Origin of the sequence: Siminovitchia fortis (assembly GCF_007681465.1) — a bacterium.
Classification (GTDB): domain Bacteria; phylum Bacillota; class Bacilli; order Bacillales; family Bacillaceae_C; genus Siminovitchia; species Siminovitchia fortis.
Genome location: NZ_VEKZ01000012.1, coordinates 22,627 through 38,560 on the forward strand (window position 1 = coordinate 22,627; position 15,934 = coordinate 38,560).

The 15,934-nt window shown below is 44.9% G+C and carries 16 protein-coding genes; 15 read left to right on the plus strand and 1 reads right to left on the minus strand.

Annotation, left to right across the window (positions count from 1 at the left end; all coding sequences use genetic code 11):
• The first annotated feature begins 6 nt into the window (after nucleotides 1-6).
• From FS666_RS06140 to FS666_RS06165, 6 genes are all read left to right on the plus strand, one after another.
• On the plus strand, nucleotides 7-522 hold the full coding sequence (locus tag FS666_RS06140; RefSeq protein WP_120068030.1) for a QcrA and Rieske domain-containing protein: 516 nt from the start codon (nucleotides 7-9) through the stop codon (nucleotides 520-522).
• A gap of 14 nt (nucleotides 523-536) precedes the next feature.
• Entirely contained in the window at nucleotides 537-1,211 is a 675-nt protein-coding gene (gene qcrB / locus FS666_RS06145) for a menaquinol-cytochrome c reductase cytochrome b subunit (RefSeq protein ID WP_120068028.1), read from the plus strand.
• A gap of 54 nt (nucleotides 1,212-1,265) precedes the next feature.
• Nucleotides 1,266-2,048: a menaquinol-cytochrome c reductase cytochrome b/c subunit gene (locus FS666_RS06150; RefSeq protein WP_120068025.1), complete on the plus strand. Its 783-nt coding sequence runs from the start codon at nucleotides 1,266-1,268 to the stop codon at nucleotides 2,046-2,048.
• 101 nt (nucleotides 2,049-2,149) lie between these two features.
• Nucleotides 2,150-2,734, plus strand: coding sequence for a lipoprotein heptaprenylglyceryl N-acetyltransferase LhaT (gene lhaT, locus FS666_RS06155; protein ID WP_120068940.1), 585 nt, complete (start codon nucleotides 2,150-2,152; stop codon nucleotides 2,732-2,734).
• Between the two features lie 78 nt (nucleotides 2,735-2,812).
• A complete protein-coding gene (ypjB, locus tag FS666_RS06160; RefSeq protein ID WP_120068022.1) occupies nucleotides 2,813-3,598 on the plus strand; it encodes a sporulation protein YpjB in 786 nt (261 codons plus the stop codon).
• A gap of 57 nt (nucleotides 3,599-3,655) precedes the next feature.
• The gene (locus tag FS666_RS06165) at nucleotides 3,656-4,333 is read left to right on the plus strand and encodes a zinc metallopeptidase (RefSeq protein WP_144461113.1); all 678 of its coding nucleotides are present in this window, start codon (nucleotides 3,656-3,658) and stop codon (nucleotides 4,331-4,333) included.
• A gap of 321 nt (nucleotides 4,334-4,654) precedes the next feature.
• Here FS666_RS06165 and FS666_RS06170 read toward each other — a convergent pair whose 3' ends face one another.
• Nucleotides 4,655-5,530 (minus strand): YitT family protein, encoded by an 876-nt coding sequence (locus tag FS666_RS06170; RefSeq protein WP_120073064.1) that lies wholly within the window; start codon nucleotides 5,528-5,530, stop codon nucleotides 4,655-4,657.
• A gap of 142 nt (nucleotides 5,531-5,672) precedes the next feature.
• On the opposite strand from FS666_RS06170, the gene FS666_RS06175 reads away from it, so the two are divergent.
• The 9 genes from FS666_RS06175 (at nucleotide 5,673) to dinG (ending at nucleotide 15,876) form a co-directional block, all read left to right on the plus strand.
• A complete protein-coding gene (locus FS666_RS06175; protein ID WP_120073062.1) occupies nucleotides 5,673-6,020 on the plus strand; it encodes a nucleotide pyrophosphohydrolase in 348 nt (115 codons plus the stop codon).
• On the plus strand, nucleotides 6,007-6,816 hold the full coding sequence (gene dapB / locus FS666_RS06180; RefSeq protein ID WP_144461112.1) for a 4-hydroxy-tetrahydrodipicolinate reductase: 810 nt from the start codon (nucleotides 6,007-6,009) through the stop codon (nucleotides 6,814-6,816). The genes FS666_RS06175 and dapB overlap by 14 nt, the downstream gene beginning before the upstream one ends.
• 12 nt (nucleotides 6,817-6,828) lie before the next feature.
• Nucleotides 6,829-7,545: a bacillithiol biosynthesis deacetylase BshB1 gene (bshB1, locus tag FS666_RS06185; protein ID WP_144461111.1), complete on the plus strand. Its 717-nt coding sequence runs from the start codon at nucleotides 6,829-6,831 to the stop codon at nucleotides 7,543-7,545.
• Complete coding sequence (bshA, locus tag FS666_RS06190) at nucleotides 7,542-8,681, plus strand: N-acetyl-alpha-D-glucosaminyl L-malate synthase BshA (RefSeq protein ID WP_144461110.1); 1,140 nt, start codon at nucleotides 7,542-7,544, stop codon at nucleotides 8,679-8,681. The genes bshB1 and bshA overlap by 4 nt, the downstream gene beginning before the upstream one ends.
• A gap of 4 nt (nucleotides 8,682-8,685) precedes the next feature.
• A complete protein-coding gene (locus tag FS666_RS06195) occupies nucleotides 8,686-9,879 on the plus strand; it encodes a CCA tRNA nucleotidyltransferase (protein WP_144461109.1) in 1,194 nt (397 codons plus the stop codon).
• Nucleotides 9,864-10,844, plus strand: a complete 981-nt coding sequence (locus FS666_RS06200) for a biotin--[acetyl-CoA-carboxylase] ligase (protein ID WP_144461108.1) — start codon at nucleotides 9,864-9,866, stop codon at nucleotides 10,842-10,844. Before FS666_RS06195 ends, FS666_RS06200 begins: the two co-directional genes overlap by 16 nt.
• A 275-nt stretch (nucleotides 10,845-11,119) precedes the next feature.
• Nucleotides 11,120-11,962, plus strand: a complete 843-nt coding sequence (gene panB, locus FS666_RS06205) for a 3-methyl-2-oxobutanoate hydroxymethyltransferase (RefSeq protein ID WP_144461107.1) — start codon at nucleotides 11,120-11,122, stop codon at nucleotides 11,960-11,962.
• Between the two features lie 175 nt (nucleotides 11,963-12,137).
• A complete protein-coding gene (gene panC, locus FS666_RS06210) occupies nucleotides 12,138-12,983 on the plus strand; it encodes a pantoate--beta-alanine ligase (RefSeq protein ID WP_144461106.1) in 846 nt (281 codons plus the stop codon).
• A gap of 88 nt (nucleotides 12,984-13,071) precedes the next feature.
• Complete coding sequence (dinG, locus tag FS666_RS06215; RefSeq protein ID WP_120073046.1) at nucleotides 13,072-15,876, plus strand: ATP-dependent DNA helicase DinG; 2,805 nt, start codon at nucleotides 13,072-13,074, stop codon at nucleotides 15,874-15,876.
• The last annotated feature ends 58 nt before the right edge of the window (nucleotides 15,877-15,934 follow it).

Below are 15,934 nucleotides of genomic sequence, written 5' to 3' on the forward strand. Positions count from 1 at the left end.
AAAAGGATGAGCAAGAATCCTGTAACAAGACGCCAATTTCTCAGCTATACACTGACGGGAGTGGGCGGATTTATGGCAGCAGGCATGTTGATGCCGATGGTTCGGTTTGCAGTGGATCCTGTATTGAAGGCACAAGCCGGCGGCGACTTTAAAATGACTGATAAGAAAGTTGCCGATATTACTGAAGAACCTGTCCGAGTTGACTTCAGTTATGAACAAAAGGATGCATGGTATACTTCCGACGTTACGCAATCAGCTTGGGTATATAAAGATGCGAAAGGTGAAATCGTAGCCCTTTCTCCGATTTGTAAGCACTTGGGCTGTACGGTTAACTGGGAAGGCAGTGAGGATCACCCAAATAAGTTTTACTGCCCATGCCATAACGGCCTTTACACAAAAGACGGCAACAATGTTCCGGGAACACCGCCGAGAGGACCGCTGGACGCTTATCCGGTCAAGGAAAAAGACGGCTTTTTAATGTTGGGTAATCCAGTAGAAAACCCATTCGTAAGAAAGAAGTAAAGGAGGCGTAATGATTGCTGAACAGAATGTACGACTGGATTGACGAGCGATTGGATATTACGCCGATATGGAGAGACATCGCAGACCATGAAGTGCCAGAGCACGTTAACCCGGCACACCATTTCTCTGCGTTTGTTTACTGTTTTGGCGGATTGACATTCTTTGTTACAGTCATCCAAATTCTATCGGGCATGTTCTTGACGATGTACTATGTGCCTGATATTAAAAATGCATGGGAATCAGTATATTATCTTCAAAATGAAGTGGCTTTCGGCCAAATCGTTCGCGGGATGCATCACTGGGGTGCCAGTCTTGTTATCGTTATGATGTTTTTACATACGTTGCGCGTGTTTTTCCAAGGAGCATATAAGAAGCCGCGTGAACTTAACTGGGTCGTAGGAGTCCTTATCTTTTTTGTCATGTTGGCCCTTGGATTAACAGGCTACTTGCTTCCATGGGATATGAAAGCATTATTTGCAACGAAGGTTACATTGGATATCGTTGAATCACTTCCGTTTATCGGAGTTCCTATGAAAACTTTAATAGCAGGAGATCCAACCATTGTTGGGGCTCAAACATTGACTCGATTCTTTGCGATTCATGTTTTCTTCCTTCCTGCTGCATTGCTTGCTTTAATGGGCGCTCACTTTGTCTTGATTAGGAGACAGGGTATTTCCGGCCCTCTATAAGTAGCAGCCTATTATTGCAAAATGAATGAAATGACAGATTAAGGAGGGGACAAAATGAAACGAGGAAAAGGAATGAAATTTGTCGGCGACTCCCGGATTGTTGATCCTTCCCTGCGCAAGCCGAACATTCCTAAAGACTATTCTGAATACCCGGGTAAAACCGAAGCATTCTGGCCGGACTTCCTGCTCAAGGAATGGATGGTTGGAGCTGTATTCCTCGCCGGCTTCTTATGTTTGACCGCAGCCCATCCGGCCCCGCTCGAACGTATTGCCGATCCGACGGATACAGGGTATATTCCAATGCCTGACTGGTATTTCTTGTTTCTTTACCAATTAATAAAATACCAATTTGCTTCAGGGCCATTTAATATCATTGGTGTTGCAGTTATTCCCGGCCTTGCATTCGGAGCCTTATTGCTCGCGCCATTCTTGGATCGTGGTCCGGAACGCCGTGCGTCAAAACGTCCGTTTGCTACCGGATTCATGTTATTAGGTATCGCTGCTGTCTTTTATCTGACATGGGAATCCGTTGTGACCCACGATTGGGCTGCTGCTGAACAGCAAGGAAAAATCGTTGAAGGTCCAGAGGTTGAAATTGATCAGGAATCGGAAGGCTATCAAGTATACGCTGGACAAAGCTGTATTAACTGCCATGGTGAAAACCTCGAAGGCGGTCCGGCCGCTCCACCTTTAGTCAATTTGGATCTCTCTCCTGATGAGATTAAAGACATCGCCCATAATGGTATTGGTTCGATGCCTGCAGATCAGTATCAGGGATCAGATGAAGATCTGGACAAGCTGGCAGAATTTATCGCCTCATTGAAACCTGAGGAATAATATACAATGCGCAGACGCATCGGCGCTGTATTTGAACTTAAAATAGAATTTAAATAAAAGCCGGCATCATGCCGGCTTTTATTTTTTCGGGAGCCGAATATATGAACTATATTACTGCTTATTTAATGGATCGCCGTTTTTTATGGCTGTTATTCATTGTAAACATAGCCGGAACGGTTTACGGTTATTATTGGTACATACCCCAGTTGGATGTCACTCCATTGATTTTCATTCCGTTTGTCCCCGACAGTCCAACGGCAAGTTTGTTTTTTGTTTTCGCATTGATTGCGTTTCTTCGCAATAAAAATTACCCTCTTATTGAAGCGCTTGCATTGATTACGCTGGTCAAATATGGAGTTTGGGCCGTGGTCATGAATATTTTAACGCTTAAGGTTACCGGCTATCTTCCGTGGCAGGGTTATATGCTCATTGCTTCCCACGGCGCAATGGCCGTCCAAGGTATTCTTTTTGCCAAATTTTATAAGTTTAAACTTTGGCATGTCCTTGCGGCTGGTGCATGGACGCTTCATAATGATGTGATAGACTACGTTTTCATGCAATATCCGAAATATCCCGGCCTTGAGCTGTATGTGAGAGAAATCGGGTACTTCACCTTTTGGTTAAGCATTTTTTCAATCGGTACAGCCATTTATGTCTATCGAAAAAAGTACCGGGAACAGGAATGATTTAGCAGTTTGGGACAGGTCTATTCTTGTCCGCTTCCTCATACGTTATTAACAGGAGTATGAGGAGGGGGGACCCTTATGAAACCATTTGCAGCAATTCTACTAACTTTTTGCCTTGCCTTTGGCGGATATTCTGCATTCGCTTCTTCCGATTCAACACTAGCCGAGTTGGATCAAATGGCTGATGAAGCCTTGCAGCTGACCAAATTCTCCCGGTTGGAGGAAGCTAAGTCGATCCTTGAGAGATTTGCAGTACGGTTTTCGGAAGAGGGGGTCAAAGACGGAAAGTTTACAATGGATGAGTTGAGAGTGCTCACAGCCTCCCATCACGAAGCGCTGAGGGCTGTGACAAATATAAATATGAGTCATGATGAAAGAGTCAGACTTGTCACTTCCTTTCGGTTGGCCGCGGATGCGATTTCCTCTACCCATCAACCGATGTGGATTGAAATGGAGGCCTCTGTCTTGAAAGATTTTCAAGAGGTGAAAAACGCAGCTTTGGAAGGGGACAAAGAGGCTTACAACCAAAACCTTAATACGTTCCTCGCGACTTATACTGTTATTCAGCCGAGCTTAAAAATCGATCTGGCCGCTGATAAGCTGCAAAAATTGGATTCGAAAATAACGTTTATAGATCGGTACAGGTCCGGCTTTTCCGAGCAAGAATGGACAGCCCATCTGGATTCCCTGGAACAGGACCTTCAGAAGATATTCTCCGATCCCGACGAGGACGAAGCTGATCCTTCTCTTTGGTGGGTCATCTCCATGACCGGCAGCATTATCATTCTAACTCTTTCTTATGTAGGCTGGAGAAAGTATAAAGGAGAAAGACAGCAAAAGAAGAGGAAAGATCGAAATAATTGACCGTGATCGTTAAATTAACTAGAATAAAAGTAGAGAAACAGTTATTGGAGGGTAAAAATGGGAGGTTTCTTAATCTATTTTCTTATCATCATGATTGTCCCGATTTGGGCACAATTCAAGGTGAAAAATACGTACAATAAATTTTCAAAGGTTGCCTCAGCGGAGGGAATGCCGGGAGCCGAAGTTGCAAGACGAATACTAGATGCAAACGGACTGTACAATGTCCAAGTCAAAGAAACTCCGGGTGTGCTGAGCGACCATTACAATCCGATGACGAAAACGGTTCACTTGTCTTCGGAGAACTTCCATCGTCCCTCTGTTGCAGGGGCTGCTGTTGCCGCGCATGAAGTAGGGCATGCCATTCAGGATCAACAAGGCTATGCAGCACTCCGTTTCCGGCATGCATTGGTTCCTGTGGCCAATATCAGTTCGAACATTGCGTGGATTTTCATTATTATCGGCCTGCTATCAACAGCAATGTCCAATATGCTTTTGATCGGGATCATTCTTATGGCAGCAGGGGTTTTATTCCAAGTTGTTACGCTGCCTGTTGAGTTCAACGCATCATCCAGGGCGATGGATCAGATGGTATCTCTTGGATTGATCAGCAACAGGGAAGAGCGGGATGCCAGAAAAGTTTTGAATGCAGCAGCCATGACCTATGTTGCTGCAGCGGCAGTGGCAGTAATGGAACTGCTTCGTCTCATTTTAATCTTTGTCAACAGGGATGAATAAGAGGTTTGAAATGTAACATAGCAGAGGATTAAAAAGCCGAAACAGCCAAAGTTAACTGTTTCGGCTTTTTTTATTTTTTAAAGGAAACGAGCGCTTCCGCTTTTCTATTTGTCCAGCTCCGGCGCTCAGCGACTAGCAGACTTCCTCCTCCTTCCTACGATAAGTCAACATCGGCTCGCCTGCGGCATCGCCGTGTTTCCTTTATCTCGTCAGGAGTCGTCCAGTCTGTACGTCGCTAAACGAGCGCCTCCGCTTTTCTATATGTCCAGCTCCGGGCGGCAGGGGCTCGAGGTCGCCCCTAATCGGCCGCCCTCCGCTTTTCTATATATCAATTGGCCGCTTGTTTTCGTCAAGAGTGAATCCTTCTCCCATGACATCATGGACGACGATGACGGATACGAAGGCATGGGGATCAATGGCATGGATGATCCTTTTCAAATTCACTATTTCATTCCTGCCTACAACACAGTACAGAACCTCTCTATTTTCCTTTGTGAACGAGCCATAGCCTTTCAGCATGGTGACTCCTCTGCCCATTTCTTTCATGATGGCAGCTGCCAGCTGGTCATAACGCTTTTCGGATATGATCATGGCGCCTCTTGCAGCGTACGCCCCTTCCTGCATAAAATCGATCACGCGGGCGCCGACAAAAACAGCAACAAGTGTATACATAGCCTCCTTATGGTTCAAATAAGTCAAAAGCGAAACAAGAATTACAGTCGCATCAAATGCAAACATTGTCCTTCCCATGCTAATTCCTTTATATTTAAAGACGAGTCGTGCGATAATATCTACACCGCCGGTTGTTCCGCCAAAGCGAAAAATGATTCCCAGGCCGATGCCGGCAAATACCCCGGCAAACAGGGCGGCGAGAAAAAGATCCCCTTCAAGCGGTATGGCGATTTGGAACCTTTGGAAAATGAACAGGAAAACGGAAACTGCAACCGTTCCGATTACTGTATAAAGAAAGGATTTTTTTCCGAGCAATTTCCATCCGACCAAAAAGAGGGGAATATTCAAAACAAGGTTGCTGTATGACGGATCAATATTGAAAAGGAAGTATAGAAGGAGAGTTATTCCTGTAAATCCGCCTTCAGCCAAATTGTTTTGCATATTGAAGTGTACGAGTCCGAATGCAAATATGGCAGCTCCCAAAAGAATCAGGAGAATATTTTTAATCTTTAATTGAAAAAACACCGCTACGCCCCCTGCAACAAAATAATTTTGGAATTCTAATTATAACCAATACAGGAATATAACAGCAACTTCAAGCAATTGAGCACTTTCGTTTGTATATGAAAAAAGAATTAGCTAACATATGGTAAGAAGGTGAGCACAAATGGAGGATAATAAAACAATCAGGCAGCTCCAGAGTGAAGTGGATGAATACATAGGACAGTTCAAGGAAGGCTATTTCAGCCCGCTTGCGATGACTGCCCGGTTGACAGAAGAACTTGGTGAACTGGCCAGGGAAGTCAACCATTATTATGGAGAGAAAAAGAAGAAAAGCGACGAAAAAGAAAATACGGTCCAAGAAGAACTTGGCGATTTGCTTTTCGTCATCATTTGCCTGGCGAACTCGCTTGATATAGATCTGCAGACAGCCCACGATCAAGTGATGCATAAATTTAAAACGAGAGATAAAGACAGATGGACTAAAAAGGACGAAGGTGATGTTAGTGAATGAAACAATTCGGATAATAGTGGCGGGCCCTCGCGGCCGGATGGGAAAAGAAGCAGTCCAGCTTGTTAAAGAGACGCCGCAATTTGAACTTGCTGCAGTAATTGACAGGAAGAATGAAGGAACGCTCCTTTCCGATGTGGAAGGCTTTGCAGGTTTGGATGTTCCTGTATTTACGGATCCTGCAGAATGTTTCCAACAGGCAAATGCAGATGTTCTGATTGACTTAACAACTCCCGAAAGAGGATATATACATACAAAAACTGCGCTTGAACATCATGTGCGGCCGGTTGTCGGAACGACAGGCTTTACTCCTGAACAGCTTGATGAATTAAAGGGATTGGCGGAAGAGAAGGGGATTGGGTGCATTATCGCTCCAAATTTTGCCATCGGTGCTATCTTGATGATGAAGTTTTCAGAAATGGCGGCTAAATACTTTGATGATGTAGAAATCATAGAGATGCACCATGATCAAAAGCTTGATGCGCCTTCAGGCACCGCTATTAAAACGGCAGAAATGATCAGCAATAACAGGGAAGCGAGAAAACAGGGGCATGAAGATGAAAAGGAAACGATTTCGGGTGCACGCGGCGCCGATTTTGAAGGCATGCGCATCCACAGTGTCAGGCTTCCGGGATTGATTGCCCATCAACAGGTTCTGTTCGGAGCCGGCGGGCAGACTTTGACAATCAGGCATGATTCTTATAACCGCGCTTCTTTCATGTCCGGTGTAAAAGTATCCGTCGAAACAGTCATGGGATTGGATACCTTGGTTTATGGGCTTGAATCCATTTTAGATTAAGGTGGGATCCAGTTGATTCAAGAGAGTATTGATGTACTTGCATTTGGGGCCCATTCCGATGATGTGGAGATCGGAATGGCAGGATCCATATATAAATGGACAGCATCCGGCAGGAATGTAGTGATTTGCGATTTGACGAGGGCGGAGCTATCCTCTAATGGAACCGTGGAAACAAGGCAGCGGGAGGCAGCGGAAGCTGCCGGCAAGCTTGGCGTACTCGAAAGAGTAAATCTGAAGCTGCCGGACCGCGGACTATTTTTCAAGGATGAATACATCCGTCAGATAGCCGATTTGATCCGAAAATATACCCCGACTCTTATATTTGCTCCATTTTCCGAAGATCGGCATCCTGATCACGGACGCTGCGCTGAACTCGTAAAGGAAGCCTTTTTTTCAGCAGGAATCAGAAAGTATGAGACCCCTGGCGGCTATAGCGCCCATAAGGCAATGAATCTGTTCTACTATTTTATTAACAGCCAGCCAAGACCAGATTTTGTCGTGGATATTTCCGGATTCATGGATCAAAAGCTCGCTGCTCTTCAGGCATACCAGTCGCAGTTTCTTCCGGGTGAATCAGGTGTTAAAACTCCATTGACAGATGGATATTTGGAAAGAGTTGAAGCAAGAGAGAGAATTTACGGACTGGAGGCCGGTGTCACTTTTGCAGAAGGATTTAAAACAGACCGGCCGCTTTTAATCAATCAAAACATTTTTGGGGAAGGATTATGAAACTAAAAATCGGCATTACTTGCTATCCGACAGTGGGCGGTTCCGGTGTGGTTGCAACGGAACTCGGAAAACATCTTGCTGAAAGGGGCCATAAGATTCACTTCATATCTTCAAATATTCCGTTTCGGCTGAACCTTTGGCATCATAATATTTTTTTTCATCAAGTAACGGTCAATCAATATTCGCTTTTTCAATATCCTCCTTATGATATTGCGTTAGCAAGTAAAATGGCAGAGGTTATAAAAAGGGAAAATCTTGATATATTACATGTGCATTATGCTATTCCGCATGCGGTTTGCGCGATTTTGGGCAAACAGATGTCCGGAACGGATGTGAAGGTTGTAACGACCTTGCATGGGACAGATATTTCCGTTTTGGGATATGATTCAACACTTGCGGAGGCGATCAAGTTCGGAATCGAAAAATCAGACCGGGTTACCGCAGTTTCCCATGCATTGGCCGATCAGACAAAAGAATTGGTGGCACCTGATCAATCCATAGAAGTGATTCACAATTTCATTGATGACAGAATCTATAAAAAGGTGAATATAGAAGGTTTGAAAGAGGCATATGGAATTTCACCGGAAGAAAAAGTGGTTATTCATGTCTCCAATTTTAGAAAAGTAAAAAGAGTCCATGATGTTGTCATCGCTTTTTCAAAAATCGCATCTAAAATAAAGGCCAAATTACTTCTTGTCGGTGACGGCCCGGAAATGACAGATATTTGCGGGCTTGTGGAAAAGCTGTCTTTGGAGGAAGAAGTGTTGTTCCTCGGCCGGCAGGATCATTTGGAAGAACTCTATTCGATGAGTGACCTGATGCTTCTTTTATCGGAAAAAGAAAGCTTCGGCCTTGTCGCCCTTGAAGCGATGGCATGCGGCGTTCCATGTATCGGAACAAGGGTCGGCGGCATTCCGGAAGTGATTGAAGATGGATATAACGGCTTTTTATGCGAGCTTGGCGATACAGATGAAGTTGCGGATAAAGCATTGCTTTTACTGAAAAACGAAGAATTGCTGGACCGATTTTCCCGGCAGGCGATGGCCGTTCCCGGTGAGCGTTTTGCTTCTGATATGATTGTTTCCCAGTACGAAGATTTATACGAATCCGTTCTTGGCAGCAAGAAAGAAGGATGAAATCATGAAGGAACCATTTTTGTCGGCACTTCCGATTATCGAGGATATTCAAAAGGCAGGATATGAGGCTTATTTTGTGGGCGGATCGGTCAGAGATTTTTTGCTCGGGAAAGACATCCATGATGTTGATATTGCCACTTCCGCAACGCCCGCAGAATTAAAAGCCATATTTCCAAAAACTGTGGATGTCGGCATTGCCCACGGCACAATTATCGTGATTAGGAATGGACAGGGTTTTGAGGTCACTACATACCGGACGGAGACTGAATATAAGGACTACAGGCGCCCTGAGTCTGTTTCCTTTGTCCGCCAATTGACAGAGGATCTGAAACGCCGTGATTTTACAATGAATGCGATAGCCATGGATAAAAATGGTTCGCTTGTCGATCCATTCGATGGACAGAAGGCGCTGAAGGATAAGGTGATTGAAACGGTCGGTTCAGCTGATGAGCGGTTTCAAGAGGATGCCTTGCGTTTGATGAGGGCGGTCCGTTTTGTAAGCCAGCTCGGTTTCCGGCTTGAACCGGAAACGGAAAAGGCAATAGAAGTTCATGCACACCTTCTTCAGCATATCGCTGTGGAAAGAGTCATGTCTGAAATGGTTAAAATGCTGGATGGGCCCCACAAAGCGGAGGCATTTCAAATCCTTTTGAAAAGCGGGCTTTATCAATATCTTCCCTCCTTATTCAGCGAAAGAGATGTCCTTTTAACAAGTCTGGATTATGGTGTTTCAACATTGAATGAAAATCAGATGTGGCTTTTGGCTTTGCACTTTTCAAATACCGCCGACAGTGCGGGACAGCTAAAAAAATGGAAGCTGCCGGCAAAAAAGATTAAGGCATTGGTCCGTGCCTTGGATTTTTTAAAGCAGAGAATCGATCATGATTGGACGGCCTATCATTTGTTTACTGCCGGAAGGGATTCGGCAGTACTTGTCGAGACCGTTTACCAAGTCATTCAGCACAGGCCGGCTGATAGCTCCGTAAAGCGGATCAATGACAATTTTGATAAGCTCGCCATAAAAGCAAGGGATCAGTTGGCTGTGACAGGCGATGATCTGTTGAGATGGGCAGGTACACCCGGCGGCCCCTGGGTGAAAGAATTGCTGGAAAACATTATAAAAGCTGTGTTGGACGGGGCAGTTGCCAATGACAAACAAGAAATCAGGAGGTGGATAAAAACTTGCGGGCTTCTATAAGACAACAATTGATTGAGGCACTCTCAGGAGCGGGCGGAGAATTTCTGTCGGGACAGGCTCTGGCGGAAATCATCGGCTGCTCCAGAACGGCCATTTGGAAACATATTGAGGAATTAAGGAAAGACGGTTTCGTTCTGGAAGCCGTCAGAAACAAAGGGTACAGGATTGTCAGCACTCCTGAAGATATAACTGAAAATGATATCCTATACGGCCTTGAAACCGACCGGTTCGGAAGAAACGTCCACTATTATGAATCTCTTGGATCCACCCAAAAGGAAGCGCATCAGCTGGCGTATGACGGGGCCCCTGAAGGAACACTTGTCGTGGCTGAAGAGCAAACATCCGGAAGGGGAAGGCTTGGAAGGGAATGGCATTCTTTAAGCGGCAAAGGAATTTGGATGAGCCTCATTGTAAGGCCGGATCTGCCGCCCCAACAGGCCCCCCAATTCACATTGATCACCGCCGTCGCCGTAGCCCGGGCCATCGAGGAGATCACGGGCATTACACCGGAAATCAAATGGCCGAATGACGTGTTGATCAATGGAAAAAAAGTGGTCGGGATCTTAACCGAGCTGCAAGCGGAGTCCGATAAAATTTCTTCTTTGATCATCGGAATCGGAATGAATGCCAATCACGGGCCAGAAGATTTTCCGCCGAATGTTGCACATACGGCCACATCACTTTTTATTGAAAAAGGAGAAAAGGTCTCACGGGCTGCCCTTATTCAATCCTTCTTAAAATATTTCGAAAGATATTATTCAATATATATAACGGAAGGATTTAAACCTGTGCGTATTTTATGGGAAAGCTACGCCATCAGCATCGGAAAGAGAATCAAGGCAACTACCGTAACGGGCGTAATTGCCGGCCGGGCAATTGGGATCACTGATGAAGGAATATTGAAAATTGAGGATGATGAAGGGATCATCCACAATATTTATTCTGCCGATATACAGCAAACTTAAGTCCAACTTGGATGGCATTTCCGCTTTTATTGGTCTTTCGACGAAATATTTGCTATACTTTTTTTGGGCGGTATCATTTATTGAGCTGCACCACAAAATATTGGGAAAAACGATTATTTCTGCCTTGATCCTCTAAAAGGACGGGGACAGAGGACCGAAACGAACGAGTGACAGTTGCGGAGTCCTTCTGCCTTTTTTTGGGGAGGACTCCTTTTGGTGTTTAAACTGCCGCTTGATTCATTTCGTATCCTCTACAAAAAAGGAGGATGGACAAAATGAAGTCAACAACGGATTTTTTGAAAATGAAACAAGCTGGGGAAAAGATTGCGATGCTCACTGCCTATGATTACCCACAGGCGAAGCTTGCGGAAGAGGCCGGGGTGGATATGATCCTTGTCGGTGATTCCCTGGGAATGGTCGTGCTGGGCTATGATTCGACGGTGCCCGTCACAACGAATGATATGATTCATCATACAAAAGCGGTTAAGCGTGGCGCGAAGGATACATTTATTGTCACGGATCTTCCTTTTATGACGTTTCATATAAGCAAGGAAGAGGCTCTGAGGGCTGCAGGTAAAATCATGCAGGAGAGCGGGACGCATGCTGTCAAGATTGAAGGCGGGGGAGAAGTAATTGAAACGATCAGAGCCCTGACAAGTGCGGGAGTACCTGTCATGGGTCATCTCGGATTGACACCGCAGACAGCCGGAGTCCTTGGAGGATACAAGGTTCAGGCAAAAACGGCAGAGGCTGCTTCTGAATTGATTGAAGAAGCGAAAAAATGTGAAGATGCCGGCGCTTTTGCCATCGTATTGGAGTGTATTCCGCATCAGCTTGGCAAAGAGGTCTCTTCCAAAATAAATATACCGGTAATCGGGATTGGGGCAGGCCCTGATACAGATGGACAGGTTCTTGTCTTTCATGACGTTGTCACATTCGGTGTTGACCGTGTCCCTAAGTTTGTCAAAAAATTTGCAGATATAAATGTTGAAGCATCAGCAGGCATTGGGAAATACGTGGAGGAAGTAAAATCAGGCGTGTTCCCCGATCTTCAGAAACATACATTTGAAATGAAGCAGGAAGAACTGGCTTCATTGTACGGAGGAAAGAAAGCATAACTTGCTATGGAAAAATTTATATAAAAGAAGTTTATCTTTGGCTAGCTCCAGCGCCTAGCCCCTCGAGGTCACAAGCCGCTTCCCTGTGGTGGCTGAAGAGCTGCCTCCTCGGGAATCGTCTTGTGCTTGTCGGGGCTAATCAAGGCGCTTGCGCTTTTCTTAGGAGGAAAATGAATTGATCACAATCACGACAAAGCAGGAAATGCAGCAGCTGGCGAAACAACATAAAGAAAAAGGAAGATCTATCGGATTTGTTCCGACAATGGGCTATTTGCACGAAGGACATTTGACACTTCTCAAAGAAGCAAAAAAAAACAATGACATTACCATCATGAGTATTTTTGTCAACCCGCTTCAATTTGGCCCTAGTGAAGATTTTGATGCCTATCCCCGAAACCCTGAAAGGGACACAAAGCTGGCGAAGGAAGCCGGCGTCGACATTTTATTTATGCCAAGCCCGGAAAATATGTATAATAGCGAAAAATCCATAAAAATGACCGTATTAAACAGGACTGATGTCCTATGCGGAATCAACCGGCCGGGCCACTTTGACGGAGTCGTCACGGTATTGTCCAAGCTTTTTCATATTACACTGCCTGACCGCGCTTATTTCGGTTTAAAAGATGCGCAGCAATTTGCCGTTGTGTCCGGTCTTGTTGAAGATTTTGATTTTCCGCTTGAGATCGTCCCTGTCGAAACAGTCAGGGAGTCAACTGGCCTTGCGGTCAGCTCAAGAAATGTCTATTTGACCCCTGAAGAGCGGAAACAGGCGCCTGCCTTATATAAAAGCCTGCAGAAGGCGGAAGAATTATTAAAAGATGGCGTGCAGGACATTGCAGCCATCACAGGAAAAGTAAAAGATTATATCAGAACCCATATGCAAGCAGATATTGATTATGTGGAATTATTGAGTTTTCCTGAACTGGAGCAGATTTCCGTTCCTAATGGAAAAGTGATCGTTGCTGCCGCTGTCAAGTTTTCAAAAGCAAGGCTCATCGACAATATCATCATTGATGTTTAGTTCGATTATTTTCGGGTGGAAAGAGGGCTCATATATGGTAAACTAACTAAAGAGAAACGATTGTTTTAGGATTAAAGGTGTGAAGAGGATGGCAGGCAAATATGTTGTAGTAGATGTTGAGACAACGGGGAATTCATATGTTAAAGGATCCAGGGTGATACAAATTTCTGCAGTTACTGTGGAAAACTCCCGCATCACGGATCAATATACTTCTTTTGTCAATCCCGAAGTGCCCATCCCTTCTTTTATTAAAGAACTGACAGGCATCGGTGAAGAAGAGGTAGCCGAAGCACCCCGATTTGGAGAAATTGCCGGGGTGATCCATTCCATATTGGATGGGGCGATTTTTGTGGCCCACAACGTAAAGTTCGACCGCAGTTTTATTGCCGGGGAATTGGAAGATGCCGGTTTTGCCAATCCCATTGAAAAAACCTTGGATACGGTCGAGCTGGCGAACATCCTCCTGCCAAAGGCTAACAGTTATAAATTGGAAGAACTTTCAGATCAAATGGAGCTTGAGCATATTACACCGCACCAGGCGGACAGTGATGCCCTTGCTACAGCGGAATTGCTGTTAATGCTATTGGAAAAAGCAAAAAACCTTCCCATGGCGACTCTGGAAAAGCTTTGTGAATTATCGAAAAACCTGAACAGCAGCATGTTTTCTTTTTTTGAGTCGGTCAAAAAAGAAAAGGAAAGCCGGCTGGAAAGCCTTCCCGAAGGCCTTGAATCGTTTCGCGGTATTGTGCTGAAGAATAAACAGATGCCGGCAGGGGAGGCTCCGATCCGATCACTGGATTATCCAAAAGGTATAGATGACAAAGTCAAACTCCTGCAGCCTTTGTTCAAAGAATTTGAGTCCCGGAACGGACAGTACGAGATGATGGATACAGTATACCAGTCATTCCGGACAAGCACGCATTCTGTTATAGAGGCAGGTACCGGCATCGGCAAGACAATCGCTTATTTGCTTCCGAGTGTTTATTTTTCGGTTGGCCGGCAGGAAAAAGTCATCATTAGTACATACACGATTCAATTGCAGCATCAGATTCTGGAAAAAGAAATAAAAATCCTGAAAGACGCTGTTCCTTTTTCCTATAGAACAGCCCTGATCAAGGGCAGGGAGCATTATATCAACATGCTTAAGTTCGAGCAGACGCTTAAGGAACCGGACTCCTCTTATGATGAAACGATCACAAAAATGAAGATATTAATTTGGCTTCTGCAGACAGAAACAGGAGATATGGATGAATTGAACCTGTCAAGCGGAGGAAAGCTTTACTGGAAGAGAATATGCAATGATGGGTCGTTTGTTGACAGGAACAATGACCCGTGGACTTCCCGTGACTTTTACCTGCACTCCAAAAATCTTGCCGAGAGTGCGGATATTATCATTACAAACCATTCCATGCTTGTCGCTGATTTGGAGCATCCAGTTCTGCCAAAGAGCCATTTTATTGTTATCGATGAGGCCCATCACCTGGAAAAATCCGTACGGACCAAGCTCGGTCGTAAGCTTGATTACAACCATATAAAGTTTTTGCTGGGCAAATTAGGGACAACCGAAAAAAAGAAACGTTTTTACACTCTTGAAAGGTATACGGCCAAAGCTTCGGCTGTTCCTTCTGTTCATTCCTTCGCAGTGGATCATGCGATTCAAAATATAGAGGCTGAAACAGATGATTTATTTACATTGCTGAGCCAAATGCTCAAGCGTACCCGGCCGAATAAAGGGAAAAACAGAAGAGCCAAGTTAAGGGTTTCTGATCAGATCAGATCCGGGGGAAGCTGGCAGAAGGTCATGATGTGTGCCGAGCGCTTTTTGGATTTCCATAAGCTTATTTCCCAGGGGATTCAGGAACGGCTTATGCTCATCAAAAAAAGCCAGGCTTCACTTTCACCTGCAGAGTTGGCGTTCCTGGAAGAAATGGCCGGCTTTCACGGGGAATGGACTGAAATGGGGTTACAGGTTAAACATTTGCTCTCTCAATCGGAAAACAGTGACGTGATGTGGCTGGAAAGTGATCAAAAATGCATGGCGAACAGAACGAGCGTTCATAGGCAGCCGTTGAATATAAACTGTTTTTTATCCGAACGGCTTTTTAAAGAACATAAAAGTGTCGTCTTGACGTCAGCCTCTCTAACAGTGAATAATTCATTTAAATTTTTTAGCGAGGAGATCGGCATTCATTCATTTGACAGGATTGAAACACGATTTGAATCGCCATTTCCATATGAAAAGCAGGTTAAACTGCTTGTACCGACAGATCTTCCGGAAATCAATTCTGTTCCTATGGAGGAATATGCAGAGTCAATAGCCTGTCACTTGATTGCTGTTGCCAATGCGGCTGAAGGACGGATGCTCGTTTTGTTCACATCCCATGAGATGCTTCGAAAAACGCATGAATTATTATACGACAGCAATGAGCTCAGGGATTTTGTCCTTCTGGCCCACGGTGTTTCGTCAGGAAGCAGAAGCCGGCTTGTAAAAAGCTTCCGGCACTTTCAAAAGGCGATCCTTTTGGGAACAAACAGTTTTTGGGAAGGCATCGATATTCCGGGAGAGGATTTATCCTGCCTTGTCGTCGTGAGACTCCCTTTTTCCCCAATTGATGACCCGGTTACGGCTGCAAAATTGGAGTATGTACAAGCAGGCGGAAAAAATCCATTTTCAGCCTACTCTCTTCCTGAGGCCATTATTCAATTCAAACAGGGTTTTGGACGTCTAATCAGGAAAAAAACAGACCGCGGTGTTTTTTTCGTATTTGACCAGAGAGTCATTACATCTGCATACGGAAAGGCTTTTCTAAAGTCCATTCCTTCCATTAAGCTTGAAAAAGGTCCCTTGGATCACCTGATTCCTTCAGTTGAAAGCTGGCTGGATAAAAAGTAAAACGCCGCCGGAAAGCGACGTTTACAATGTGGACTAGATTTTTTAAAAACGACGGCGC

Excerpts from the sequence above, each read along its gene's own strand:
- FS666_RS06140 (WP_120068030.1), top strand. The coding sequence starts at position 7 with ATGAGCAAGAATCCTGTAACAAGACGCCAATTTCTCAGCTATACACTG.
- FS666_RS06150 (WP_120068025.1), top strand. The coding sequence starts at position 1,266 with ATGAAACGAGGAAAAGGAATGAAATTTGTCGGCGACTCCCGGATTGTT.
- lhaT (WP_120068940.1), top strand. The coding sequence starts at position 2,150 with ATGAACTATATTACTGCTTATTTAATGGATCGCCGTTTTTTATGGCTG.
- ypjB (WP_120068022.1), top strand. The coding sequence starts at position 2,813 with ATGAAACCATTTGCAGCAATTCTACTAACTTTTTGCCTTGCCTTTGGC.
- FS666_RS06165 (WP_144461113.1), top strand. The coding sequence starts at position 3,656 with ATGGGAGGTTTCTTAATCTATTTTCTTATCATCATGATTGTCCCGATT.
- FS666_RS06175 (WP_120073062.1), top strand. The coding sequence starts at position 5,673 with ATGGAGGATAATAAAACAATCAGGCAGCTCCAGAGTGAAGTGGATGAA.
- dapB (WP_144461112.1), top strand. The coding sequence starts at position 6,007 with ATGTTAGTGAATGAAACAATTCGGATAATAGTGGCGGGCCCTCGCGGC.
- bshA (WP_144461110.1), top strand. The coding sequence starts at position 7,542 with ATGAAACTAAAAATCGGCATTACTTGCTATCCGACAGTGGGCGGTTCC.
- FS666_RS06195 (WP_144461109.1), top strand. The coding sequence starts at position 8,686 with ATGAAGGAACCATTTTTGTCGGCACTTCCGATTATCGAGGATATTCAA.
- panB (WP_144461107.1), top strand. The coding sequence starts at position 11,120 with ATGAAGTCAACAACGGATTTTTTGAAAATGAAACAAGCTGGGGAAAAG.
- dinG (WP_120073046.1), top strand. The coding sequence starts at position 13,072 with ATGGCAGGCAAATATGTTGTAGTAGATGTTGAGACAACGGGGAATTCA.